The sequence below is a fragment of the Rhodoferax sp. GW821-FHT07G04 genome, from assembly GCF_059418585.1.
The window spans coordinates 866715-889443 of sequence record NZ_JBWKQD010000001.1; the positions used below are offsets into that span (position 1 = coordinate 866715).

Sequence of the window (22729 nt, forward strand, 5' to 3'; positions counted from 1 at the left end):
CGAATCTCATCCATACGCTACCAAATCCATAGCACATGGGAACCCCGCAAACACCCACTACCGTGGCCGAGGCCCTGCGCTGGGCGCTGGCCCAGTCCCTGGACCGGCTGGATGCCCAGCTGCTGGTATTGCACGCACTGGGCCGTGACGACCAAGACCGCGCCTGGCTGCTGGCGCACGACACCGACGCCTTGCCCGAGGCCACCCATGCGGCCCTGCAGGCTGCCGTGCTGCGCCGCGCCGCTGGTGAGCCCTTGGCCTATATCACTGGGCACAAGGAGTTCTTCGGCCTGGATTTGCAGGTAGACGCCCGGGTGCTGGTGCCCCGGCCGGATACCGAGACCCTAGTCGAGTGGGCACTGGAGGTCTTGCCCGCTGCATCTGCCCGCGTCGTCGACCTGGGCACGGGCAGCGGCGCCATCGCGCTGGCGCTGCAACACAGCCGCCCCGGCTGGGACGTGCTGGCGGTGGACTACAGCGCGGACGCACTGGCCGTGGCCCAGGGCAATGCCCAGCGGCTGCAATTGCCCGTGCGGTTTTCCCAGGGCAGTTGGCTTAGCGGTTTGTCGGGTCAGCAGTTTGATTTGATCGTGTCCAACCCCCCCTATATCGCCAGCGCGGACCACCATTTGGCGGCCTTGAAGCACGAACCCCTGCAGGCCCTGGCCAGTGGGCCGGACGGCCTGGATGACATCCGCACCATCATCGCCCAAGCGGGTGCGCATTTGCTGCCCGGCGGCTGGTTGCTGCTGGAACACGGCTACGACCAGGCCGCCGCCGTGCGCGCCCTGTTGGCCGACGCGGGCCTGCAACATGCCCAGTCGCGCCGCGACCTGGCGGGCATAGAGCGCTGCAGCGGTGCCCAGTTGCTGCAGACCTGATACGGCCAAGTCGCTTTTAACAAACTGGGCCCTAGCCCTCGTAGAATATACCTAGGTCGCTAGCAAATACGTAGCAATTCATTTCAAGCCCATCGCCACCATGAATGCCAACAGCGCACACTGGTTCATCCTCGTTCTCGTCAACATCCCTGTTTATCTGGGGCTCGGCAAGCTGATATTCCGAGATTGGGGCACATTCCTGGAAGCGCTGCGCCTGTGGTCCAGCGCCGACTGGTGGTATTCGCTGGAAAAGCAATGGCGCGAGGACCGCTGGGGCACGGGGCAGTTGCCGCTGTTCCTGGCGCTGTGCGTGCTGCTGGTCGTCGTGGAGCACCTGATGTTCGGCAAGAGCACGCTGGTCAAGCCAGCATCCCAAATAGCCTGTCTGTGCAGAGGCGCAGTGGGTCTGGGATAATGCTTGGCTACGGCCAATCGGGCCATACAGACAGATTTTTTGGAGTGATAGCCATGAGCGACGTACATCAACGCATCGATGAACTGGTCAAGAACAACGACGTTCTGCTGTTCATGAAGGGCAGCGCCAGCTTCCCCCAGTGCGGTTTCTCGGGCCGCGCCATCCAGATCCTGAAGGCCTGCGGTGTGGACGCCAAGGCCATCAAGACGGTCAATGTGCTGGAGGACGACGAGATCCGCTCCGGCATCAAGGATTACAGCAACTGGCCCACCATTCCCCAGCTCTACGTCAAGGGCGAATTCATCGGCGGCTCGGACATCATGATGGAGATGTACGAAAACGGTGAATTGCAACAGGCTTTGGGTTCTACACCGGCCTGAGTTTTCTAGACACTTCTCTCTCGGAAACAGCAGACACCGCGCTCGCCCGCAACAGGCACTGCGCGGCTGTTCTGCTCCGTGTCCCCCGGCCTTCGGCCTCCTCCTTTACCTGCGCAGAACAGCCGCGCAGTGCCTGCCGCTAGAGTGATTGGCGTGAGGGGGCTGTGTCTTTGAATTTCCGTAAGCGCCGCGACACGCTGCCCAGATCAGTTGGGCTGTGCGTTTTGCGGAGGTAAAGGAGGAGGACCTGCTTGCAGGTCCGGGGGACACGTAGCAAAACGTGCAGCCCAACTGATCCCCCACCAAAGCAGCACCAAAAGCTACTTAGCAGGCACAAACTCCCACAATCGCTTATTGGCAAACACCGCGTCCGGGTACTGCGGTTTCCCCCGCGACCCGTTGTAGCGCCCCAGCGCCATGAACAAGTCGCCATTCTCACGGTCCAGATAGTGCCGCAGAATCACGCAGCCAAAACGCAAATTGGTTTGCATATGGAACAGCTTGCCCGCGTCGCCATCCCCCAACGCACGTGTCCAGAACGGCATCACCTGCATATAGCCCCGCGCACCGACCACCGACACCGCGTACTTGCGGAAATTGCTCTCCACCTGGATCAAGCCGAGCACCAAGGCCGTGTCCAGCCCCGCACGCTTGCTCTCGTACCAGACGGTTTGCAGGAATTCCTTGCGGGTCTCGAGGTCGGGCTTCTTTTTCTTCAGCCGCTCGCTCATCGCGACCAGCCAGCGCACATAGTGCAGCCGGGCTTCGGTGCTGTGGAACTCGGGGATAGGCGGCGCAGCATTCAACACCGCACTGGTCAAGGCGGTGCGCACCGAGTCGATCAGCGGCTCCTCAACCTGCCCACCTGCCCAGGATTGCTCCGAAATAGATAGCATCCCAAGCCCAACCAACGGGGGCAGAATGCACATTCGCCGAGAGACGTTGACATCCAACGGCGCTTGGAAGCCGGCAAGCCTGGTCGGGCGATTCACCCCATTCGTCATGCCACCAGTTTGGAGCGGATCAAGGCAGCCACCTCGCCCACGGCGACCTTGGTGGCCTCGCTGTCGCGGCGGTGCTGGTACTCGACCACACCTTCCTTCAGCGCGCGGTCGCCAATCGTGACGCGGTGCGGCACGCCGATCAGCTCCCAGTCGGCAAACATGGCGCCAGGGCGCTCATTGCGGTCGTCCAGCAGCACATCCACGCCAGCGGCCAGCAGCTCGGCATACAACGCATCGGCGGCCGTCTTGACCTCGGGGAAGCGGTCCGGGTTGATGGGGCACAGCACCACAGTAAAAGGCGCTAGCGCGTCGGGCCAGATGATGCCCTTGTCATCGTGGTTCTGCTCGATGGCGGCGGCGGGCAGACGGGTGATGCCGATGCCGTAGCAACCCATCTCCATCAGCTGGGGCTTGCCGTTCACATCCAGGAAGGTGGCGTTCATGGCCTTGCTGTACTTGGTGCCCAGGTAGAACACGTGGCCCACCTCGATACCGCGCTCAATGGCCAGCACGCCCTTGCCGTCCGGCGACAGGTCGCCAGCCACCACGTTGCGGATGTCGGCCACCAGGTCGGGCTCGGGCAGGTCGCGGCCCCAGTTGGCGCCGGTCATGTGGAAGTCTTCGGCATTGGCGCCGCAAATCCAGTCGGCCATGACGGCTACGTCGCGGTCGGCGACGATCTTCAAAGGCTTCTTCAGGCCCGAATTTTGGAATATCGGCCCCAGGTAGCCGGGCTTGCAACCAAAATACGCGTCAATTTCGTCCGTGGTGGCAAAGCGGAAGGCCTCCAGGCCCGGCAGTTTGCCAACCTTGATCTCATTCATCTCATGGTCACCCCGCAGCAGCAGCAGCCAGACCTGGGTTTTGGTAATAGCGCCTTTGTCGTCCAGGGTGTCCGTGGCCAGCACCAGGGATTTGACGGTGGTGGACAGCGGCACATTCAGCAGGGCCGCCACATCCTCGCAGGTGGCCTTGCCTGGCGTGGGGGTCTTGGTCAGTGCCTGGGTGGCCGCGCCGCGCGGCGCGGTGGGGGCCAGGGCCTCGGCCTTTTCGATATTGGCGGCGTAGTCGCTGGTGGGGCAGTAGATGATGGCGTCTTCACCGGTGGCTGCGATCACCTGGAATTCCTCGCTCAGGTCGCCACCAATCGCGCCACTGTCGGCCGCCACGGCGCGGTAGCGCAAGCCAAAGCGGTCAAAAATCTTGCGGTAGGCACCAGCCATGACTTGGTAGCTGGCCTTGGCCGAGTCCTGGTCGCGGTCGAAGCTGTAGGCATCCTTCATGATGAACTCACGGCCCCGCATCAGGCCAAAGCGGGGGCGGCGCTCGTCGCGGAACTTGGTCTGGATCTGGTACAGGTTCTTGGGCAACTGCTTGTAGCTCTTGATCTCCTGGCGTGCAATGTCAGTGATCACTTCTTCGCTGGTCGGCTGCACGACGAAATCGCGGTCGTGGCGGTCTTTGATACGCAGCAACTCCGGTCCATTGGTCGTGAAACGGCCGGTTTCCTGCCACAACTCAGCCGGCTGGATGACCGGCATGGTCAGTTCCACCGAGCCGGCGCGGTTCATTTCTTCCCGCACAATGGCCTCGACCTTGCGGATGACGCGCAGGCCCATGGGCATGTAGGTGTAGATGCCGGCTCCCAGTTTCTTGATCATGCCGGCGCGCATCATCAGCTTGTGGCTGGCGACTTCGGCGTCGGCAGGCGCCTCTTTGAGGGTGGAAATGAAAAATTGGGATGCTTTCATGGGGTGACTCGCAAAACTACCTAGACCCTCGCGCTTGATACACAGCGCTTGCTGTGCATAATGAACGAAGTTTAAAAATTGGGGTTTGATTATGCTTGACCGGGACGGCTTTCGGCCCAACGTCGGCATCGTCCTGCTCAACCAGAAAAATCAGGTATTTTGGGGCAAACGCATACGAACCCATTCGTGGCAGTTCCCGCAGGGTGGCATTGACCGGGGCGAAACCCCTGAGCAGGCCATGATGCGTGAATTGCATGAAGAAGTGGGGCTCCTGCCGGAGCACGTCAGCATTGTTGCCCGTACCCGAGACTGGTTGCGCTACGAGGTGCCGGACCGCTACATCCGCCGAGATGCGCGCGGCCACTACAAAGGCCAGAAACAAATCTGGTTTTTACTCAAACTACTAGGGCACGACTGGGATTTGAACCTGCGCGCCACCGACCATCCCGAGTTCGATGCTTGGCGTTGGAACGATTATTGGGTGCCGCTGGACGCGGTCGTCGAGTTCAAACGGGGGGTTTACGAGACCGCCCTGACGGAGCTCGCCCGTTATCTGCCGCGCACGGAGCCCCGCAACCGCTATTTGCGCCAAGGGCATAGGCCCCATGAGCCCAGTAGCAGCGAGGGCTCTGCAGGCGGACACCACCACCAGCCGGTTGCTGGCGGTAATGGCCCACGCCCTGACGTGGTACCTGTGGCTCCTACCTCCAATGACAGCAACCCCGACAACCCGCCGGACAAAGACAAGCATGGGATTTAGACAAACTGCAGGGCTTTTGTGTCTTGCGCTCGCGGCTTCTTCAAACGTTTGGAGCCAAACCCCGGTCGAGGTACCGGAATGGGCCGAAGAGGCCACTCCGCCGCCGCCCGCGTTCTCCACGGACAAGCTGATTCCCATCGCAATGCCGTCCTATGTGACGATGCAAATCGGCGTGGATCCCGAGACCCTGAGCGTGGGCGCCCGCGACGGCGTCGTGCGCTACGTGGTGGTTATGCGAAATGCCTCGGGCTCCACAAGTGCTGCTTACGAGGGAATTCTGTGCACCAATGGCGAGGTCAAGACCTATGCCCGGGCCGGCACCAATGGCCAGTGGGTTACTGTGCAGAAGCCGGAGTGGCGGGCCATGACCGACAACCTGCCATCCCGCCACGCCTATGCCATCGCCCGCCAAGGCGGCTGCGACGGCCGCACCGCCAGCAAGCGCGAAGACACGATACGGGCACTGAAACGGAAGCAGCAGCCCTACGATTGATACCCCTCCGGCGGCCCGTGCACTTGTGCAGGGCCAGCCTGACCAGGTTTATCGGGTCAGCACCAGGTTGTCCCGGTGCAGCATCTCGGGCTCGGCGGCGTAGCCCAGTAATTTTTCGATGTCGGCTGATGGCTTGCGGCACAGCAAACGCGCCTCGGAGCTGGAGTAATTAGCCAGTCCGCGGGCCAGTTCGGCGCCCGTGCCATCGCGCACGGCGATGACGTCACCACGGGAAAAGTCACCCTCCACTTGCACCATGCCGATGGGCAGCAGGCTCTTGCCTTCGGTGCGCACCTTGGCAGCCGCACCATCGTCCACCACCACGGCACCGCGCATTTGCAGATGGTCGGCCATCCACTGCTTGCGGGCCTGATTCTTTTGGGTTTGTGCCACCAGCAGCGTGCCAATGGCGTGGCCCTGGGTCAGGCGGATCAAAGCGTCGGGCTCCCGGCCCCAGGCGATGACGGTGGAAGCACCTGATCCGGCGGCGCGCTTGGCGGCCAGAATCTTGGTGATCATGCCGCCGCGGCCAATGCTCGACCCTGCGCCACCGGCCATGGCTTCCAATGCAGGATCGCCAGCGCGGGCTTCGTGCACAAACTCAGCGGCTGGGTCCTTGCGGGGGTCGGCGGTGAACAGGCCTTTTTGGTCGGTCAGGATCACCAGGGCATCGGCTTCCACCAGGTTGGCCACCAGGGCACCCAGCGTGTCGTTGTCGCCAAACTTGATTTCATCGTTGACGACGGTGTCGTTCTCGTTGATGACCGGCACCACACCCAGCTTGAGCAGCGTCAGCAGCGTGGAGCGGGCGTTGAGGTAACGCTCGCGGTCGGCCAGGTCGGCGTGGGTCAGCAGCACCTGGGCGCTGCCCAGTCCGTTGAGCTTGAGCTTGGTCTCGTACATCTGGGCCAGACCCATCTGTCCGACGGCGGCGGCGGCCTGCAATTCCTGGATGGCATGGGGCCGCACCGACCAGCCCAAGCGCTTCATGCCCTCGGCAATGGCGCCGCTGGAGACCATGATGACCTCGCGCCCATCGCGCATCAGATGGGCCATCTGGCGGCACCATTCGCCGATGGCGACTTCATCCAGACCCTGACCGTCATTGGTCACCAGACTGGAACCGACCTTGACCACTACGCGCTTGGCGTCACGCAACACCGCAGAACTAGACATGTTTAGCATTTAGGGCTGTAGCCCTCGTCCAAATTACGTGGGCCGCTATTATTTTGAGAGTAAGCTTAAGCGTCCGGGGTTTGTACAAAGCGCGGATCAATGACCTCGGGCGTTTGCTCCGCCACCTGTTCGGACTTGACGTGCTTGTAGATGGCTTTGATCAGCGGCTCGCAACCTTCGCGGGTCAAAGCCGAGATTTCAAACACCGGCCCCTTGAACTTGAAGCGCTTCACAAAATCCTTGATCAGCGCGGCGCGGGCGTCTACGTCCACCATGTCGAGCTTGTTCAGTACCAGCCAACGCGGTTTCTTGTACAGATCGGTGTCGTACTTCTTCAGCTCGTTGACGATGGCTTTGGCCTGCGCAACCGTGTCCACACCTTCGTCAAAGGGGGCCACGTCCACGATGTGCAGCAACAGGCGGGTACGGCTCAGGTGGCGCAGGAACAGATGGCCCAGGCCGGCGCCTTCAGACGCGCCTTCGATCAGGCCAGGCAGATCGGCCACGACGAAGCTCTGCTCCGGGCCGACACGCACCACACCCAGATTGGGGTGCAACGTGGTGAAGGGGTAATCCGCGATGCGGGGGCGCGCATTGGAAACGGCCGTAATGAAAGTCGATTTGCCGGCATTGGGCATGCCCAACAGGCCCACGTCGGCCAGCACCTTCAGTTCGAGCTTGAGGTTCTTCTTCTCGCCGGGCCAGCCGGGTGTCTTCTGGCGGGGTGCGCGGTTGATGGCGCTCTTGAAGCGCAGGTTGCCGAAACCGCCGTCGCCGCCCTTGGCGATGGTGATGACCTCGCCCGGCTTCAGCAGCTCGTACAGCACCTCGCCGGTCTCGGCGTCGGAGATGATGGTACCGACCGGCATCTTGAGCGTGATGTCATCGCCAGCAGCGCCGAACATGTCGGAGCCCATGCCGTGCTCACCGCGCTTGGCATCGTGGCGGCGCGAAAAACGGTAGTCGACCAGGGTGTTGAGGTTGGGGTCCGCCACCGCGAACACGTGGCCGCCACGGCCGCCGTCGCCGCCATTGGGGCCGCCAAACTCCTTGTATTTTTCATGCCGGAACGAGACGCAGCCCGCCCCGCCGTCTCCAGCAGAGATATCGATATAGGCTTCGTCGACGAACTTCATGGTGCTATTTTCGCAGATGACAACCCGCTTGCGGGTTGCGTTGCAGGCTAACTTCGCACAGCGAAGTTAAATGTAGTGGGCCGAAAACAAAAACCCCGCGCTGGTCGAGCGCAGGGTTTTCAGGGGAGGGTCACCGCAGATCAGGCTGCAGTCACGCTCACAGTGTGCTTGTTCAGTGCACCCTTGACGCCGAACGACACGTGGCCGTCAACCAGGGCAAACAGAGTGTGGTCCACGCCGATACCGACGTTGCTGCCGGGATGGAACTTGGTACCACGCTGGCGCACGATGATGGAGCCGGCTGTGATCAATTCACCGCCGAAAGCCTTCACGCCGAGCATCTTGGGCTTGGAATCGCGCCCGTTTCGCGTAGAGCCGCCGCCTTTTTTTTGTGCCATGACCTACGCTCCTTAAGCCTTGATCGCACCGATTTGCAGCTCGGTGAACTGCTGGCGGTGGCCTTGACGTTTCTGATAGTGCTTACGACGACGCATCTTGAAAATGCGCACTTTGTCGTGCTTGCCGTGGGACAGTACTGTGACTGTGACAGTCGCGCCGGACACCAAGGGTGTGCCAACCTTCAATTCAGCGCCGTTGCCGACTGCCAGAACCTGGTCGATCACAATCTCTTGGCCTACATCCGCAGCAATCTGTTCTACTTTAATTTTTTCGCCAGCAGCAACACGATATTGCTTACCGCCGGTTTTTATGACCGCGTACATATTGACCTCTTCAATGTGAGATTCTGCAAACGAATTTTCGCAGAGCCCATGAGTATACCATTGCTGGCCTAAATCGTCAAATCACCCGCATGCGCGACAAAGCGTCTGGCCGGCCTCTATACAATTAGACAACTAACAAACTGCCCTACTGCCTTGCAAGCCACTACCACCGGCGCATCCAACGGTCTATCCATCGTCGAGCAGGACATGCTCCAGGTCGACCAAGTGATCGCTCGCAGACTTGACTCCGGCGTGCCCCTGGTGGGCAGCGTCTCCCGCTACATCATCTCCGCCGGCGGCAAACGCTTGCGCCCGGCGCTACTGCTGCTGTGCTGCGGGGCTTTGGGCTTCAAGGGCGACCAGCGCTTCAATATGGCGGCCGTCGTGGAATTCATCCACACCGCCACATTGCTGCACGACGATGTGGTGGACGATTCCGCCTTGCGCCGCGGCAACCCCACGGCCAACGCCAAGTTCGGTAACCCGGCCAGCGTGCTGGTGGGCGATTTCTTGTATTCCCGCGCCTTTCAGATGATGGTGGATACGCAAAGCATGCGCATCATGGAAGTGCTGGCCGATGCCACCAACATCATCGCCGAAGGCGAAGTCATGCAGTTGATGAACATGCACAACGCCGGGCTGGATGAAGCCGGTTACTTGCAGGTCATACGCTCCAAAACCGCCAAGCTGTTTGAGGCCAGCGGTCGCGTCGGCGCCATTCTGGCCGGCGCGGATGCGTCTCAGGAGGAGGTCTGCGCCGCCTATGGACAGGCCTTGGGAACCGCCTTCCAGGTGATTGACGACGTGCTGGACTACACCGGTGACGCCGCCATCATGGGCAAAAACCTGGGGGATGACCTGCGTGAGGGCAAGGCAACCCTGCCGTTGATTGCAGCCATGCAACGTGGCACGCCCAGCCAACGCGAAACCATTCAGCAAGCCATAGAAACCGGCGATGTTGGTATGCTGGATGCAGTTGTCACCATCGTTAAACAGACCGGAGCCCTGGACATCGCACGCCGCGCCGCGCAGCAGGAAGCCCAGCGCGCCATTGATGCGGCGCAATGCCTGCCCGAGGGCCCGCACAAGGACTGTTTGGTACAATTGGCGTCGCAGTTGCTGGACCGAAACCACTGATTTTTCAGCTGGGCATCGGTATGCAAACGGGGTGTAGCTCAGCCTGGTGGAGCGCTACGTTCGGGACGTAGAGGCCGGAGGTTCGAATCCTCTCACCCCGACCAATTCCCTCTCTTTTTTGCCTCCCTTTCTTCCCCAAGCTTTGGCGATGCCTAGGGCTTGCGCCCGCACCAACACCGCAGAGATTCGACCAAATGTCGCCGTCAAGCAACACTTAGTCGAATGGATCAACGGCATCCGCTGCTATGAGTGCAGCAGCGGGTTTTGCCTATTTCGTGGGGACAACCGTTCTGCCGTAGGTGTCCTCCAAACGCACGATATCGTCTTCACCCAAATACGATCCAGACTGAACCTCAATAATCTCCAACGGCACCTTGCCGGGATTGGCCAAGCGGTGGACCTGACCCAGAGGGATATAGGTACTTTGGTTCTCACTCAGCAGCATGACCTTGTCGCCATTCGTGACCTCGGCTGTGCCGCTGACCACAACCCAGTGCTCCGCTCGATGGTGGTGCATCTGCAAGCTGAGTGAGGATCCCGGCTTCACGACGATGCGCTTGACTTGGAAGCGTTCCCCCGAATCCACGCTATCGTACATACCCCAGGGACGTGCCACATGGCGGTGGTGCAGCGCTTGCGGCACGCCCTTGGCCTCGAGTTGGGCGACCACGGTTTTGACCTGCTCGGCTTGGTCCACATGCGCGACCAAAACGGCGTCAGCCGTATCCACGATCAGCAGATTTTGCGTACCCAATGCCACCACGGGGCGGTGCGGGGCATGGATAAATGTGTCCCTGGAATCCACGACATGGCCTGATCCGTGGATGCGGTTGCCCTGCTCGTCTGGGGGCGTCAACTCCGCCACGGCGTTCCAGCTGCCCACGTCGCTCCAGGCTGCTGCAAAGGGCAGCACGGCCACGTTGCCGGCCTTTTCCATGACCGCGTAATCAATGCTGTCCGAGCGGCATGCGGCGAAAGCTGGCGCGTCCAGGCGTACAAATTCGCCGTCAAGAGTCTGCGTCGCAACGGCTTGCTTGCAAGCAGTCAAGATGTCGGGTGCGTGCATCTGCAATGCCGTCAGCAGGACGCTGGCTCGCACCAAAAAAATACCCGCATTCCAGAAGTGACCGCCTGCCAGCAACAATTCTTGTGCACGTGCGGCATTGGGCTTCTCAACAAAGCGCTGCACGGCATGCGCGCCACCTTGTCCCGCGAGGCCCCGACCTTGCTGGATATAGCCGTAAGCAGTACTGGGGAAACTAGGCTGCACGCCGAAGGTCACAATGGACCCAGCACTCGCCGCAGGTACACCGGCACGAATCGTGACAGCAAATGCAGCGGCATCGGGGATATGGTGATCTGCAGGTAAGAACAACAGCAAAGCATCGGCTGGCGCATTGAGTGCAGCGGCGGCCATGGCGGCCGCGGTATTGCGTGCGGTAGGCTCTAGCACGATGCGGCGACGCACACCTGCCGCATCGGCGCAATCCTGCACCAGGAACCGATGGTCCTCACTGGCCACGACGATCTGGTCGGCCGATAACAATGCGGCACGCTCCAGCGTCAATTGCAACAAACTCTTGCCTTGCACCAAAGGCACAAACTGCTTGGGTAAAGCTTTGCGCGATAGGGGCCACAGACGGGTGCCACTGCCTCCACACAGGATGACGGGAACGATGTTATCTGGCGTAGTACGCTCGGTTGAATTCATGCACGGCTTGCTCTAGGATAGATAGCGCAAAGGTTAGCACAGGCCAACAACGGCACGACATTCAGCAAGGTAACATTGTTCCTATTTGATTTACATTGGTCGTGCAATCAGCGATGATGCGCGAGCCCCTCCTGCAACGTCTATTCTTACCGGTTCATGGCCACTGTCGACCCCCTACAACGTGACAATCAAACCATAGCCCTTCCAGGTCTGGGACGGGCTCTGATCGCCGCGGGCAAGCTGGGCCAGAAGTCTGCAGAAGACATCTACCGCAAGGCCCTGTCCGGCAAAAACAGCTTCATTGCTGAATTGGTGGGATCCGGTGCCGTATCCGCATCCGATCTGGCCCACACCTTGTCGGCCGCCTTTGCGGCCCCCCTGTTGGATCTGGATGCCATAGACACCAACCGGCTCCCCAAGGGCCTACTGGATACCAAAATCTGCATTGCCTACCGGGTTGTGGTGCTCAGCAAGCGCAGCAACCGCCTGATTGTTGCAACGGCCGACCCTTCCGACCAGGCTGCGGCCGAGAAAATCAAGTTTTCAACCCAAATGGGGGTTGATTGGGTTATTGCCGAGTACGACAAGCTCTCCAAGTTGGTGGATGCCAACGCCACCACGGCCACGGAGGCCATGGAAGACATCATCGGCGGTGACTTCGAGTTTGATGAGGCTGCCGCCGAAGCGGTTATAGACAACGGCCAGGCCAACACTTCCGAAGTGGAAGACGCACCCGTGGTGCGCTTTTTGCACAAGATGCTGATGGATGCCTTCAGCATGCGAGCCTCGGACTTGCATTTTGAGCCTTACGAACATACCTACCGCGTGCGTTTCCGCATCGACGGGGAACTGCGTGAGATTGCGTCGCCACCCATTGCCATCAAGGAAAAATTGGCATCGCGTATCAAGGTGATCTCGCGCATGGATATCTCCGAGAAGCGCGTCCCCCAGGATGGTCGCATGAAACTCAAGGTCGGCCCGGACCGTGTCATCGACTTCCGCGTTAGCACCTTGCCGACGCTATTTGGCGAAAAAATCGTGATCCGTATTCTGGATCCCAGCAGTGCGAAGCTGGGTATCGATGCACTGGGTTATGACCCAGAAGAAAAGGAACGCCTGCTGACGGCCATTGGCCGACCCTACGGAATGATTCTGGTCACTGGGCCTACTGGCTCTGGTAAGACAGTTTCGCTGTATACCTGCCTGAATCTGCTGAATCAGGCAGGCGTCAACATTGCCACTGCCGAAGACCCCTCGGAAATCAACTTGCCCGGTGTCAACCAGGTCAACGTCAACGAGAAGGCGGGGCTGACGTTTGCGGCGGCTTTGAAGTCCTTTCTGCGCCAGGATCCCGACATCATCATGGTCGGTGAAATTCGTGACCTGGAAACAGCCGACATTTCCATCAAGGCCGCTCAGACAGGGCACCTAGTGCTGTCCACGCTGCATACCAACGATGCGCCAGCCACATTGACCCGTATGCGCAATATGGGCATCGCCGCGTTCAATATCGCGTCCAGCGTGATCCTGATTACAGCGCAGCGCCTGGCCCGGCGCCTGTGCGCTAATTGCAAGGCCCATGTCGATATACCGCGTGCTGCACTATTGGATGCAGGCTTCACCGAAGCCCAGTTGGACGGCAGTTGGAAGCCCTACAAGCCTGTGGGCTGCTCGGCCTGCAATAACGGTTACAAGGGGCGTGTCGGTATTTATCAAGTGATGCCCATCAGCGAAGAAATTCAGCGCATCATCTTGCGCGACGGCAGTTCGCTGGACATTGCCCGGCAATCCGAATTGGAGGGTGTGCGCTCCTTGCGACAATCGGGATTGAATAAAGTCAAACTGGGAATGACTTCACTGGAAGAAGTTCTCGGGGTCACCAACGAATAACAAGAAATCAAATCCAGAGGAATCCAATGGCAACAGCAAAGACCGATACCAGCAAAGAGGCTGTTTTTGAATGGGAAGGCAAAGACCGCAACGGTAAGCAGGTGCGTGGTGAGATTCGGGCCGCTGGTGAAAACCAGGTCAAGGCTTCACTGCGGCGGCAAGGGGTGACACCCACCAAGATCAAGAAACGCCGCATGAGTGCGGGCAAGTCGATCAAGCCCAAAGATTTAGCCATCTTCACCCGCCAGCTTGCGACGATGATGAAAGCTGGTGTCCCATTGCTTCAGGCCTTCGACATCGTTGGCCGCGGCAATCCCAACCCCAGGGTGACGAAATTGCTGAATGACATCCGCACGGATGTGGAAACCGGTACGTCGCTGAACGTGGCCTTCCGCAAGTTCCCGCTGTACTTTGATGCACTCTATTGCAACCTGGTGGAAGCCGGGGAATCGGCCGGTATCCTGGACCAGCTGCTGGACCGTCTGGCCGTCTATATGGAAAAGACCGAGGCCATCAAGTCCAAGATCAAGTCGGCCCTGATGTATCCCATTTCCGTGCTGATTGTGGCCTTCGTCGTGGTCTCCGTCATCATGATTTTCGTGATTCCATCGTTCAAGGAGGTCTTCAAATCCTTCGGTGGCGAATTGCCTGCACCTACGCTCATTGTGATTGCCATGAGTGAGTATTTCATCAAGTACTGGTACCTGATTTTTGGCGGTCTGGGCGGCGGCACCTACTTCTTCATGCAATCGTGGAAACGCAATAAAAAGATGCAGATGGTGATGGACAGGGTCATGCTGAAGTTGCCGATATTTGGTGTATTGGTTGAAAAGTCCTGCATCGCCCGGTGGACCCGCACGTTGTCCACGATGTTTGCAGCCGGCGTGCCTCTTGTCGAGGCTCTGGACTCCGTCGGTGGCGCTTCGGGCAATAGTGTTTTCGAATCCGGGACGATGAAAATCCAGCAAGAGGTGTCCACCGGCACGGCGCTGACCGTGGCCATGACCAACGCCAATCTGTTTCCGTCCATGGTGTTGCAAATGTGCGCCATTGGCGAGGAGTCCGGCTCCATTGACCACATGCTGGGCAAAGCGGCCGATTTCTATGAGGCCGAAGTTGATGACATGGTGGCCGGTATTTCCAGCCTGATGGAGCCCATCATCATCGTGATTCTGGGTTCTGTCATCGGCAGCATTGTGGTGGCCATGTACCTGCCTATCTTCAAACTGGGTCAGGTGGTTTGATGGTGGTTGTGGACCTGCAGTGGTTCGAGGCTTGCTTGGTAGCTCTGCTGGGTCTGTTAATTGGCAGCTTCTTGAATGTAGTCATTTACCGCCTGCCCAAAATGCTGGAGCGGCAGTGGGCGGCTGAGTGCGCGGAAATCTCCGGTACGCCCCCCCCGGCACAAGAAGCTTTCGATCTGGTTCAGCCCCGTTCGCGTTGCCCCCATTGCGGTCACGCCATTCGTTGGTATGAAAACATTCCCGTTTTCAGCTACCTGTTTTTGCGTGGCCGCTGCTCCGCCTGCAAAACACCGATCAGTCTGCGCTACCCGGTGGTTGAGATCACCTGCAGTGCATTGTTTTTTCTCTGTGCCTGGCGCTGGGGTGCGACTACTCAGGGCTTGGTATGGTGCACATACTCCGCTGTCCTATTGGCATTGGCGCTGATCGACTGGGATACCACTTTGCTGCCCGATGACCTGACACTGCCCCTGCTGTGGCTGGGTTTGATCGCTGCCGCCATGCGATGGACACCGGTGGGATTGAACGCGGCTCTATGGGGCGCTGTAGCGGGTTATCTGTCGCTGTGGTCGGTGTACTGGGCCTTCAAGCTGGTGACCGGCAAGGAAGGAATGGGCTATGGCGATTTCAAGCTCTTTGCGGCCCTTGGCGCGTGGTTTGGCTGGCAGGCTCTGATACCGATGATTTTGTTGGCATCGGTGATTGGTGCCGCCGTGGGTATCGCTATGAAGTTCACAACAGGGCTACGAGAGGGCGGCTATGTTCCCTTCGGCCCTTTCTTGGCCGGTGCGGGTTTCACCGCTCTGTTTCTCGGGACCCATACGCTGCGGCTTGCGGTTGGCCTCTAGCCGTGGGTGCAGTGGCATATCGCTTGGGCCTGACAGGTGGCATCGGCAGCGGAAAGAGCACGGTTGCGAGCCTGCTGGCAGAGATGGGGGCTACAGTCATTGATGCAGATGCAATTTCCAGGGCGACAACAGCATCGGGCGGATCGGCCATCCCGGCTTTGCAGTCAGCCTTTGGCGTCGGACTCATTGGTGCTGATGGCGCGCTAGACCGGGACCAAATGCGCCGCCTAATCTATTCGGATACAGGTGCGAAAGCAAAATTGGAAGCTATTGTTCACCCGCTGGTTGGGCAAGCCATCGCCGAACGCGCACGCCAAGCGGTGGCGACCGGGGTGCGCTGTATCGTGTTTGACATCCCGCTATTGGTCGAATCTTCACACTGGCGTACGCAACTCCACCGCATACTGGTTGTGGACTGCAGGACGGAGACACAAATAGCCCGTGTCATGACCCGCAACAACCTGCCAGAACAGGAAGTACGAACGATCATTGCCGCCCAGGCCTCCCGTACACAACGCCGCGCAGCCGCCGATATGCTGCTCTTCAACGATGGCATCTCCCTCGACAATCTTAGGCAGCTGACACGGGAAATTGGAAGCCAGTTCGGGCTATGATTCGGGCACCGGAAAAATCAGCGTGATCCTATACGAATACCCCTTCAACGAGCGCATTCGCACGTATCTGCGTTTGGAGCATCTATTCCTGCGTCTGTCTGAATTGATGTCCCGCGAGGACCCACTGGACCACCATTTCGCCATCGCAACCATGTTTGAAGTCATGGATGTTGGCGCCCGTGCAGATCTGAAGTCCGACGTACTCAAAGACCTGGACAAGCAGAAGCAAACATTGAACGCCTACCGCGGCAACCCCGCCATTGCCGAAGGCGTATTGGACGGCGTCATCCAGCAAATAGAGCGCTGCTTCAGCGCGCTCAATGTACAGCCCGGCAAAGCCGGCCAGGCTTTGACAGAGAACGACTGGCTGATGAGCATACGCAGCCGCGTGGGCATTCCCGGCGGGACCTGCGAGTTTGACTTGCCAGCCTACTACGCGTGGCAGCACCGGGACACAGCATCCCGGCAAGCCGATTTACAACGCTGGGCCGCAAGCTTGGCGCCGCTGGCAGAACCCATACACCTCTTGCTCAAATTACTGCGAGACTCGGGATCGCCACAGAAGGTAATCGCTGTGGGAGGCCAGTTCCAGCAAAACCTGCCCCAGGGCAGGACGTTCCAATTGCTACGCCTGTCGCTACAGGACGAATTGCGCCTGATCCCCGAAATCAGCGGAAACCGACTGATGGTATCCATTCGCCTGATGCGCCACGAAGCAGACGATAGGCTACATCTCTGCGGCGATGACCGCGCCTTTGAACTAACACTCTGTTCGTGAGCCACAAAGACTCGCGATAGGCAACATGGTATCCGGCGGAAACGACAAGACATCCGATGCAACGGCGCTGCGCATCGTGCGCTGCCCAGCTTGTGGTGGTGACAGCGTTTATGCGCCATCCAATCCGGCGCGACCCTTTTGCAGCGCACGCTGCAAGAATATGGACTTTGGGGCCTGGGCCAGTGAAAGTTTTCGCGTGGCGACGCATCCCAGTGCCGATGATCCAGATGTCGGCGACAACACTCTGCAGTAGCATGACCTACGCCAATCCACTTAAGCGGAATTGGCGCTAGCCCTCTAGTTTTCTATATAAGTAGCTACAAAATGTGTAGCACCCTCAAACTGCCGCTCGTCCGCCAGCCACTGCAACACAGGCACGGTCCCCGGTAGGACCGGTTGCATTTGAACCGGTAACCGCTCCCAGGAAAACGACTGTCCTTCCCGCATTTCCAGCGCACCAGACCAAGCAAACACTTTGCAGAAGTGCAGGCGCACCAAGGCATGGGGATAGTCCACCACTTCGACTTTCCATGGGGTGACCGCACCGATCTGGATGCCCAACTCTTCATACAGTTCCCGGCTCAAGGCCTGCTCAACCGTTTCTCCGACTTCCAATTTCCCCCCCGGGAACTCCCAATAGCCTGGGTAGGGTTTGCCTTCTGGCCGCGAGGTCAACAAAAACGCGCCATCGGGTTGGAACAACACGCCAACAGCCACGTCCACGTGCTTGCGGTCCGAAGCGCCCTGCCTCGCGGTCAGCGGATCGGCCACCAAAGGCTTTTTCTGTTGCTGCGTCATGGTGTTAAAGGATGGCGCCCGGCAAAGTCCCGCGCAAATTGCCAAGCCACACGACCGCTGCGCGAGCCACGCTCCAGCGCCCAGACCAGGGCTTCGGGGCGTGCTTGGGCAATACGCGAGGGCTCTACGCCCAGTGCAGACAGCCACTGCGCAACAATTTGCAAGTACTCTTCCTGGTTGAATGGGTAGAAACTCACCCACAAACCAAAGCGCTCGGACAAAGAAATTTTCTCTTCAACCACTTCCCCGGGATGGACTTCACCATCCGCCGTGTGGGTGTAGCTCAGGTTCTCCGCCATGTACTCGGGCAATAGATGGCGGCGGTTGCTGGTGGCGTAGACCAGCACATTCGGCGTTGCAGCGGCCACCGACCCATCCAGAACGGACTTCAACGCTTTGTAGCCGGGTTCGCCTTCATCAAAGCTCAGATCGTCACAAAAGACGATGAATTTTTCCGGACGGGTAGACACCAGTTCAACTATATCGGGCAAATCCACCAGCTCGGCCTTGTCCACTTCGATCAGGCGCAGGCCCTGGGCCGCATAGGCATGCAGGCAGGCCCGGATCAGCGAAGACTTGCCGGTGCCGCGAGAACCCGTCAACAACACATTGTTGGCCGGCAGGCCCCTGACAAACTGCTCCGTATTGCGTTGGATTTTTTCCTTCTGGGGATCGATTTCCTTAAGGTCAGCCAAGGCTATAGCACCAATGTGGCCAATAGGTGCGATCACACCCTGGCCCGTGCTTCGCCTGCGGTACCGGAAAGCAATGGACGCACTCCAGTCGGGCTGCTGCAAGCGATGGGGCAGAGCCGCCTCAATCCGCTCCATCAACTGCTCGGCGCGGGCTAGAAACGCGGTCAGCTGTGGCTCCATCGCCTAGGACCGGTAATCGGCGTTGATGGTGACGTAGTCGTGGCTGAAATCGCAGGTCCATACCGTCTGACTGGCCGCTCCACGCCCCAGGTCCACCCGGATGGTGATTTCACTTTGTCGCATGACACGCTGGCCATCTTCTTCGCGGTAGCTGGGATTGCGGCCACCTCGGGTCACCACGTGCACATCATCCAGGAACAGTTCGATACCGCCTTGGTCCAGGTCCGAAATACCGGCATAACCCACCGCTGCCAGAATGCGACCCAGATTGGGATCACTGGCAAAGAAAGCCGTCTTGACCAACGGTGAGTGGGCAATGGCATAGGCGGCCAAACGGCATTCTGCTTCGTCACGCCCACCATCCACTTGCACGGTGATGAACTTGGTGGCGCCCTCGCCGTCGCGCACAATGGCTTGGGCCAAATTTCGGGCCACATTCAGCATTGCCTGCTTGAGTGCCTGGCCATCCGCACTGGCCAACGAGTCGATCACCGCATGGCCTGCTTGGTTGGAAGCGATGACCACCAAAGAATCATTGGTCGATGTATCACCGTCCACCGTAACACGGTTGAATGAGCCCTCGGCCAACTCCAATGCGAGCTGCTGCATGACGCCCTGGCTCACACAGGCATCGGTGGCGATGAAACCCAGCATCGTTGCCATATTGGGGCGGATCATGCCCGCCCCCTTGCTGACGCCGGTGATGTGCACCGTCTTACCGCCCACGACAGCCTTGGCGCCAAATGCCTTGGGCGCAGTATCCGTGGTCATGATGCCTTCGGCAGCACGCAGCCAATTGCCCGGCTTGGCATCGGCAATGGCTGCCGCCAGCCCGGCCTCGATACGGTCATGGGGCAGCGGCTCCATGATGACGCCTGTAGAAAACGGCAGGATCTGCTCCGCCGCCACGCCCAAGTGCTGAGCCAGCGCGGCACAGGTGCTGTGCGCGCGGGCCAGGCCATCGGCGCCGGTGCCGGCGTTGGCATTGCCGGTGTTGATCAACATGGCCCGAATGCCCTGCGCCCCATCCAGATGCTGGCGGCAAATTTGAACCGGCGCCGCGCAGAAGCGGTTCGAAGTAAAGACGCCACCTACGGATGCACCATCGTCCAACAGCACCACGGTCAGGTCTTTGCGGCCCACTTTGCGGATTCCCGCTTCGGTGACGCCGATGCGAACGCCGGCGATAGGGAACAGTGTGTCAGGGTTCGGTGCGGGCAGATTGACGGGCATCGCTATCTTTCGGGTCGAATCAGGCTAGTTTTCCGTGGCACTGCTTGAATTTTTTACCACTGCCGCAAGGACAAGGATCGTTGCGCCCAACGCGCATCAAATCGATGCCCGCCATATCGGCTACACGCAAGGTACCGGGGTCCACCGTGGTGGCCACCTCCCCGGTTTCGGTGGGTGCGCTATAGGTCACATTGGCAATGCTTTCACCACGGGTTTCCATGGCGTCGGCGGCTTGCTCCAGTTGTTCGGAAGATTGCACCTTGACCGTCATCAAAATCTTCGTGACTTCGTTTTTAACGGAATCCAGCAACTGACCAAACAACTCAAACGCTTCGCGCTTGTACTCCTGCTTGGGCTGTTTTTGTGCATACCCGCGCAAATGGATACCCTGACGCAGATAGTCCAATGAACTCAGATGGTCGCGCCAGTGGGTGTCAATGCTTTGCAACAGCACCATGCGCTCGAACTGCGTGAAGTTCTCCGCCCCCACCTGCTCTACCTTGTCTTTGAACAAAGCATCCGCGGCTTGGGTCACGGTTGTGACCAAGTCTTCATCGACGATGGCCGTCGCATCCTGCACCTGCTTTTGCAGGTTCAAATGGATTTGCCATTCCTCGGCCAGCACCTTTTGAAGACCGGCGACATCCCATTGCTCTTCGACCGATTCTGCTGGGATGTATTGGCGCGACAAATCCTGGAAGCAGCCTTCACGCAGCGAAGCGATCTGCGCCGTCAAATCCTTGGCATCCAGGATGGCGTTGCGCTGCTGGTAGATGACCTTGCGCTGGTCGTTGGAGACATCATCGTATTCCAGCAGTTGCTTGCGCATGTCGAAGTTGCGGGCCTCAACCTTGCGCTGCGCGCTCTCGATACTGCGTGTGACGATACCGGCTTCGATGGCTTCACCGTCCGGCATCTTCAGGCGGTCCATGATGGCCTTGACGCGGTCACCGGCAAAAATGCGCATCAGCGCATCGTCCAGGCTCAGGTAGAAGCGCGAAGAGCCGGGGTCACCCTGGCGGCCCGAACGGCCACGCAGCTGGTTGTCGATACGGCGGGACTCATGGCGCTCTGTGGCAATGATGCGCAAGCCACCCAATGCCTTGACCTGCTCGTGGTCCACGGACCACTGCTTGCGCACGGCCTCAATTTGCTGCTGCTTTGCCGCTGCGTCGAGTGTCTCATCCGCTTCGATGGCCTCGACAGCCTTGCCGATGCTGCCACCCAATACGATGTCGGTACCTCGGCCAGCCATATTGGTGGCAATGGTGATCATCTTCGCCCGGCCCGCTTGCGCGACGATATCGGCTTCGCGGGCGTGCTGCTTGGCATTGAGCACCTGGTGCGGCAGCTTTTCCTTCTCTAGCAACTGCGCAATGATTTCGGAGTTTTCGATGGAGGTGGTACCCACCAGCACGGGCTGGCCGCGCTCATGGCACTCACGGATATCCTGGATGGCCGCCGCGTACTTTTCGCGCGTGGTCTTGTAGATGCGGTCCAGCTGGTCTTCGCGGCGGCTGACGCGGTTGGGCGGGATGATGACGGTTTCAAGGCCGTAGATTTCCTGGAACTCGTAGGCCTCGGTATCGGCCGTACCGGTCATGCCGGACAGCTTGGCGTACAGACGGAAATAGTTCTGGAAGGTGATGGATGCCAGTGTTTGGTTCTCGGCCTGGATGGCAACGCCTTCCTTGGCCTCGACCGCCTGGTGCAAACCATCACTCCAACGGCGACCGGTCATCAGGCGTCCGGTGAACTCGTCGACGATGATGATCTCGCCCTGCTGCACCACATAGTGCTGGTCGCGGTGGTACAGGTTGTTGGCCCGCAACGCCGCATACAGGTGGTGCATCAGCGTGATGTTGGCCGGGTCATACAGCGACGCACCGGCGGGTATCAATCCCATCTCGGCAAAAATGCGCTCGGCGCTCTCGTGCCCTTGCTCGGTCAGGAAGACCTGGTGGCTCTTCTCGTCCAGCGTGAAATCACCCGGCTTGGTGACACCCTCGCCTGTACGGGGGTCGGCTTCACCTTCCTGGCGCACCAGTTGTGGAGCGGCCTTGTTGATGGCCAAGTACATGTCGGTGTGGTCTTCGGCCTGTCCGCTGATGATCAGTGGTGTACGGGCTTCATCGATCAGGATGGAGTCCACCTCGTCAACAATGGCGTAGTTCAGGCCACGCTGAACGCGGTCCGCCACTTCGTAGACCATGTTGTCACGCAAGTAGTCAAAACCGTATTCGTTGTTCGTGCCGTACGTGATGTCGGCACGGTAGGCGGCCTGCTTTTCTTCGCGTGGCATTTGCGGCAGGTTGACACCTACGGTCAGCCCCAGGAAGTTGTACAGGCGTCCCATCCATTGCGCATCGCGGCTGGCGAGGTAGTCATTCACCGTCACCACGTGAACACCTTTGCCCGTCAGCGCATTCAGGTAGACCGGCAAGGTAGCGGTGAGCGTCTTGCCCTCGCCGGTTCCCATTTCGGAAATCTTCCCATAGTGCAAAGACATGCCACCCAATAGCTGCACATCGAAGTGCCGCATCTTCATCACCCGCTTGGAACCCTCTCGCACTACCGCAAAGGCTTCCGGCAGCAGATCGTCCAGCGTGGCGCCCTTCTGGATGCGCTCCTTGAACTCTTGCGTCTTGGCTTTGAGCGCATCGTCACTCAATTGCTCATACTGCGCCTCCAAGGCATTGATGCGCGCTACACCGGTGCGGTATTGCTTGAGCAAGCGGTCATTACGACTGCCGAAGATTTTGGTGAGAATATTGATGGCCATGAATGCAAGACTGGCCTGGACCCACTATGGGTTCGCAGCGCAGCACAGTCCTTTTTCTAATCTGGGTGAAGTGGGGATGTTCTGGCGAAATGCAACCGCTG

Annotated in this window: 22 protein-coding genes, 1 tRNA gene and 1 pseudogene; 13 read left to right on the forward strand and 11 right to left on the reverse strand. The window is 59.4% G+C overall.

Going from position 1 to position 22729, the window contains the following annotated elements:
• The first annotated feature begins 35 nt into the window (after nucleotides 1-35).
• The 3 genes from prmC (at nucleotide 36) to grxD (ending at nucleotide 1676) form a co-directional block, all read left to right on the forward strand.
• Nucleotides 36-881: a peptide chain release factor N(5)-glutamine methyltransferase gene (gene prmC / locus AC07OO_RS03940; protein ID WP_495080749.1), complete on the forward strand. Its 846-nt coding sequence runs from the start codon at nucleotides 36-38 to the stop codon at nucleotides 879-881.
• A 100-nt stretch (nucleotides 882-981) separates the two neighbouring features.
• Nucleotides 982-1296 (forward strand): hypothetical protein, encoded by a 315-nt coding sequence (locus tag AC07OO_RS03945; RefSeq protein WP_495080750.1) that lies wholly within the window; start codon nucleotides 982-984, stop codon nucleotides 1294-1296.
• A 53-nt stretch (nucleotides 1297-1349) separates the two neighbouring features.
• Nucleotides 1350-1676: a Grx4 family monothiol glutaredoxin gene (gene grxD / locus AC07OO_RS03950; protein WP_495080751.1), complete on the forward strand. Its 327-nt coding sequence runs from the start codon at nucleotides 1350-1352 to the stop codon at nucleotides 1674-1676.
• A gap of 320 nt (nucleotides 1677-1996) precedes the next feature.
• Here the strand turns inward: grxD and AC07OO_RS03955 are convergent, their stop codons facing one another.
• Together AC07OO_RS03955 and AC07OO_RS03960 are read right to left on the reverse strand one after the other, a co-directional pair.
• Complete coding sequence (locus AC07OO_RS03955) at nucleotides 1997-2605, reverse strand: lytic transglycosylase domain-containing protein (protein WP_495080752.1); 609 nt, start codon at nucleotides 2603-2605, stop codon at nucleotides 1997-1999.
• Between the two features lie 71 nt (nucleotides 2606-2676).
• Nucleotides 2677-4431: a proline--tRNA ligase gene (locus AC07OO_RS03960; protein ID WP_495080753.1), complete on the reverse strand. Its 1755-nt coding sequence runs from the start codon at nucleotides 4429-4431 to the stop codon at nucleotides 2677-2679.
• A 91-nt stretch (nucleotides 4432-4522) separates the two neighbouring features.
• Between AC07OO_RS03960 and AC07OO_RS03965 the strand changes: the two are divergent.
• Nucleotides 4523-5077 (forward strand): annotated as a pseudogene (locus tag AC07OO_RS03965) (RNA pyrophosphohydrolase); the annotation flags it as partial.
• 103 nt (nucleotides 5078-5180) lie between these two features.
• Complete coding sequence (locus tag AC07OO_RS03970) at nucleotides 5181-5684, forward strand: CNP1-like family protein (RefSeq protein WP_495080754.1); 504 nt, start codon at nucleotides 5181-5183, stop codon at nucleotides 5682-5684.
• Between the two features lie 48 nt (nucleotides 5685-5732).
• On the opposite strand, the gene proB is transcribed toward AC07OO_RS03970, so the two are convergent.
• From proB to rplU, 4 genes are all read right to left on the reverse strand, one after another.
• The gene (gene proB / locus AC07OO_RS03975) at nucleotides 5733-6860 is read right to left on the reverse strand and encodes a glutamate 5-kinase (protein ID WP_495080755.1); all 1128 of its coding nucleotides are present in this window, start codon (nucleotides 6858-6860) and stop codon (nucleotides 5733-5735) included.
• 65 nt (nucleotides 6861-6925) lie between these two features.
• Nucleotides 6926-7996: an Obg family GTPase CgtA gene (gene cgtA / locus AC07OO_RS03980; RefSeq protein ID WP_495080756.1), complete on the reverse strand. Its 1071-nt coding sequence runs from the start codon at nucleotides 7994-7996 to the stop codon at nucleotides 6926-6928.
• A gap of 140 nt (nucleotides 7997-8136) precedes the next feature.
• On the reverse strand, nucleotides 8137-8394 hold the full coding sequence (gene rpmA / locus AC07OO_RS03985; protein ID WP_495080757.1) for a 50S ribosomal protein L27: 258 nt from the start codon (nucleotides 8392-8394) through the stop codon (nucleotides 8137-8139).
• A 12-nt stretch (nucleotides 8395-8406) separates the two neighbouring features.
• On the reverse strand, nucleotides 8407-8718 hold the full coding sequence (gene rplU / locus AC07OO_RS03990; RefSeq protein ID WP_495080758.1) for a 50S ribosomal protein L21: 312 nt from the start codon (nucleotides 8716-8718) through the stop codon (nucleotides 8407-8409).
• Between the two features lie 207 nt (nucleotides 8719-8925).
• Between rplU and AC07OO_RS03995 the strand changes: the two genes are divergently transcribed.
• Both AC07OO_RS03995 and AC07OO_RS04000 read left to right on the forward strand, forming a co-directional pair.
• Nucleotides 8926-9855 carry a polyprenyl synthetase family protein gene (locus AC07OO_RS03995; protein ID WP_495081770.1) on the forward strand — a complete coding sequence of 310 codons (930 nt, stop codon included), beginning with the start codon at nucleotides 8926-8928 and terminating at the stop codon, nucleotides 9853-9855.
• Between the two features lie 27 nt (nucleotides 9856-9882).
• A tRNA-Pro gene (locus tag AC07OO_RS04000) sits at nucleotides 9883-9959 on the forward strand.
• 164 nt (nucleotides 9960-10123) lie between these two features.
• Here the strand turns inward: AC07OO_RS04000 and AC07OO_RS04005 are convergent.
• Complete coding sequence (locus AC07OO_RS04005) at nucleotides 10124-11566, reverse strand: mannose-1-phosphate guanylyltransferase/mannose-6-phosphate isomerase (RefSeq protein ID WP_495080759.1); 1443 nt, start codon at nucleotides 11564-11566, stop codon at nucleotides 10124-10126.
• A gap of 156 nt (nucleotides 11567-11722) precedes the next feature.
• On the opposite strand from AC07OO_RS04005, the gene pilB reads away from it, so the two are divergent.
• From pilB to AC07OO_RS04035, 6 genes are read left to right on the forward strand one after another with little or no spacing between them, the layout of a single operon-like run.
• Nucleotides 11723-13456: a type IV-A pilus assembly ATPase PilB gene (pilB, locus tag AC07OO_RS04010; protein WP_495080760.1), complete on the forward strand. Its 1734-nt coding sequence runs from the start codon at nucleotides 11723-11725 to the stop codon at nucleotides 13454-13456.
• A gap of 26 nt (nucleotides 13457-13482) precedes the next feature.
• Nucleotides 13483-14700, forward strand: a complete 1218-nt coding sequence (locus AC07OO_RS04015; RefSeq protein ID WP_495080761.1) for a type II secretion system F family protein — start codon at nucleotides 13483-13485, stop codon at nucleotides 14698-14700.
• Nucleotides 14700-15548 (forward strand): prepilin peptidase, encoded by an 849-nt coding sequence (locus tag AC07OO_RS04020; protein ID WP_495080762.1) that lies wholly within the window; start codon nucleotides 14700-14702, stop codon nucleotides 15546-15548. The genes AC07OO_RS04015 and AC07OO_RS04020 overlap by 1 nt, the downstream gene beginning before the upstream one ends.
• A gap of 23 nt (nucleotides 15549-15571) precedes the next feature.
• The gene (gene coaE, locus AC07OO_RS04025) at nucleotides 15572-16162 is read left to right on the forward strand and encodes a dephospho-CoA kinase (RefSeq protein ID WP_495080763.1); all 591 of its coding nucleotides are present in this window, start codon (nucleotides 15572-15574) and stop codon (nucleotides 16160-16162) included.
• A gap of 22 nt (nucleotides 16163-16184) precedes the next feature.
• Nucleotides 16185-16940, forward strand: a complete 756-nt coding sequence (gene zapD, locus AC07OO_RS04030; RefSeq protein WP_495080764.1) for a cell division protein ZapD — start codon at nucleotides 16185-16187, stop codon at nucleotides 16938-16940.
• Nucleotides 16941-16965: 25 nt separating this feature from the next.
• Complete coding sequence (locus AC07OO_RS04035; protein ID WP_495080765.1) at nucleotides 16966-17193, forward strand: DNA gyrase inhibitor YacG; 228 nt, start codon at nucleotides 16966-16968, stop codon at nucleotides 17191-17193.
• A 44-nt stretch (nucleotides 17194-17237) separates the two neighbouring features.
• On the opposite strand, the gene AC07OO_RS04040 is transcribed toward AC07OO_RS04035, so the two are convergent.
• The 4 genes from AC07OO_RS04040 to secA are packed head-to-tail and all read right to left on the reverse strand — an operon-like array spanning nucleotide 17238 to nucleotide 22628.
• Complete coding sequence (locus AC07OO_RS04040; protein WP_495080766.1) at nucleotides 17238-17738, reverse strand: NUDIX domain-containing protein; 501 nt, start codon at nucleotides 17736-17738, stop codon at nucleotides 17238-17240.
• Nucleotides 17735-18613, reverse strand: a complete 879-nt coding sequence (locus AC07OO_RS04045; RefSeq protein WP_495080767.1) for an ATP-binding protein — start codon at nucleotides 18611-18613, stop codon at nucleotides 17735-17737. Before AC07OO_RS04045 ends, AC07OO_RS04040 begins: the two co-directional genes overlap by 4 nt.
• A 3-nt stretch (nucleotides 18614-18616) precedes the next feature.
• The gene (argJ, locus tag AC07OO_RS04050; RefSeq protein WP_495080768.1) at nucleotides 18617-19846 is read right to left on the reverse strand and encodes a bifunctional glutamate N-acetyltransferase/amino-acid acetyltransferase ArgJ; all 1230 of its coding nucleotides are present in this window, start codon (nucleotides 19844-19846) and stop codon (nucleotides 18617-18619) included.
• A 19-nt stretch (nucleotides 19847-19865) separates the two neighbouring features.
• Nucleotides 19866-22628: a preprotein translocase subunit SecA gene (gene secA, locus AC07OO_RS04055; protein WP_495080769.1), complete on the reverse strand. Its 2763-nt coding sequence runs from the start codon at nucleotides 22626-22628 to the stop codon at nucleotides 19866-19868.
• Between the last annotated feature and the right edge of the window lie 101 nt (nucleotides 22629-22729).

Coding starts and splice junctions, on each gene's coding strand:
- prmC (WP_495080749.1), top strand. CDS start 36: ATGGGAACCCCGCAAACACCCACTACCGTGGCCGAGGCCCTGCGCTGG.
- AC07OO_RS03945 (WP_495080750.1), top strand. CDS start 982: ATGAATGCCAACAGCGCACACTGGTTCATCCTCGTTCTCGTCAACATC.
- grxD (WP_495080751.1), top strand. CDS start 1,350: ATGAGCGACGTACATCAACGCATCGATGAACTGGTCAAGAACAACGAC.
- AC07OO_RS03955 (WP_495080752.1), bottom strand. CDS start 2,605: ATGTGCATTCTGCCCCCGTTGGTTGGGCTTGGGATGCTATCTATTTCG.
- AC07OO_RS03960 (WP_495080753.1), bottom strand. CDS start 4,431: ATGAAAGCATCCCAATTTTTCATTTCCACCCTCAAAGAGGCGCCTGCC.
- AC07OO_RS03970 (WP_495080754.1), top strand. CDS start 5,181: ATGGGATTTAGACAAACTGCAGGGCTTTTGTGTCTTGCGCTCGCGGCT.
- proB (WP_495080755.1), bottom strand. CDS start 6,860: ATGTCTAGTTCTGCGGTGTTGCGTGACGCCAAGCGCGTAGTGGTCAAG.
- cgtA (WP_495080756.1), bottom strand. CDS start 7,996: ATGAAGTTCGTCGACGAAGCCTATATCGATATCTCTGCTGGAGACGGC.
- rpmA (WP_495080757.1), bottom strand. CDS start 8,394: ATGGCACAAAAAAAAGGCGGCGGCTCTACGCGAAACGGGCGCGATTCC.
- rplU (WP_495080758.1), bottom strand. CDS start 8,718: ATGTACGCGGTCATAAAAACCGGCGGTAAGCAATATCGTGTTGCTGCT.
- AC07OO_RS03995 (WP_495081770.1), top strand. CDS start 8,926: ATGCTCCAGGTCGACCAAGTGATCGCTCGCAGACTTGACTCCGGCGTG.
- AC07OO_RS04005 (WP_495080759.1), bottom strand. CDS start 11,566: ATGAATTCAACCGAGCGTACTACGCCAGATAACATCGTTCCCGTCATC.
- pilB (WP_495080760.1), top strand. CDS start 11,723: ATGGCCACTGTCGACCCCCTACAACGTGACAATCAAACCATAGCCCTT.
- AC07OO_RS04015 (WP_495080761.1), top strand. CDS start 13,483: ATGGCAACAGCAAAGACCGATACCAGCAAAGAGGCTGTTTTTGAATGG.
- AC07OO_RS04020 (WP_495080762.1), top strand. CDS start 14,700: ATGGTGGTTGTGGACCTGCAGTGGTTCGAGGCTTGCTTGGTAGCTCTG.
- AC07OO_RS04035 (WP_495080765.1), top strand. CDS start 16,966: ATGGTATCCGGCGGAAACGACAAGACATCCGATGCAACGGCGCTGCGC.
- AC07OO_RS04040 (WP_495080766.1), bottom strand. CDS start 17,738: ATGACGCAGCAACAGAAAAAGCCTTTGGTGGCCGATCCGCTGACCGCG.
- AC07OO_RS04045 (WP_495080767.1), bottom strand. CDS start 18,613: ATGGAGCCACAGCTGACCGCGTTTCTAGCCCGCGCCGAGCAGTTGATG.
- argJ (WP_495080768.1), bottom strand. CDS start 19,846: ATGCCCGTCAATCTGCCCGCACCGAACCCTGACACACTGTTCCCTATC.
- secA (WP_495080769.1), bottom strand. CDS start 22,628: ATGGCCATCAATATTCTCACCAAAATCTTCGGCAGTCGTAATGACCGC.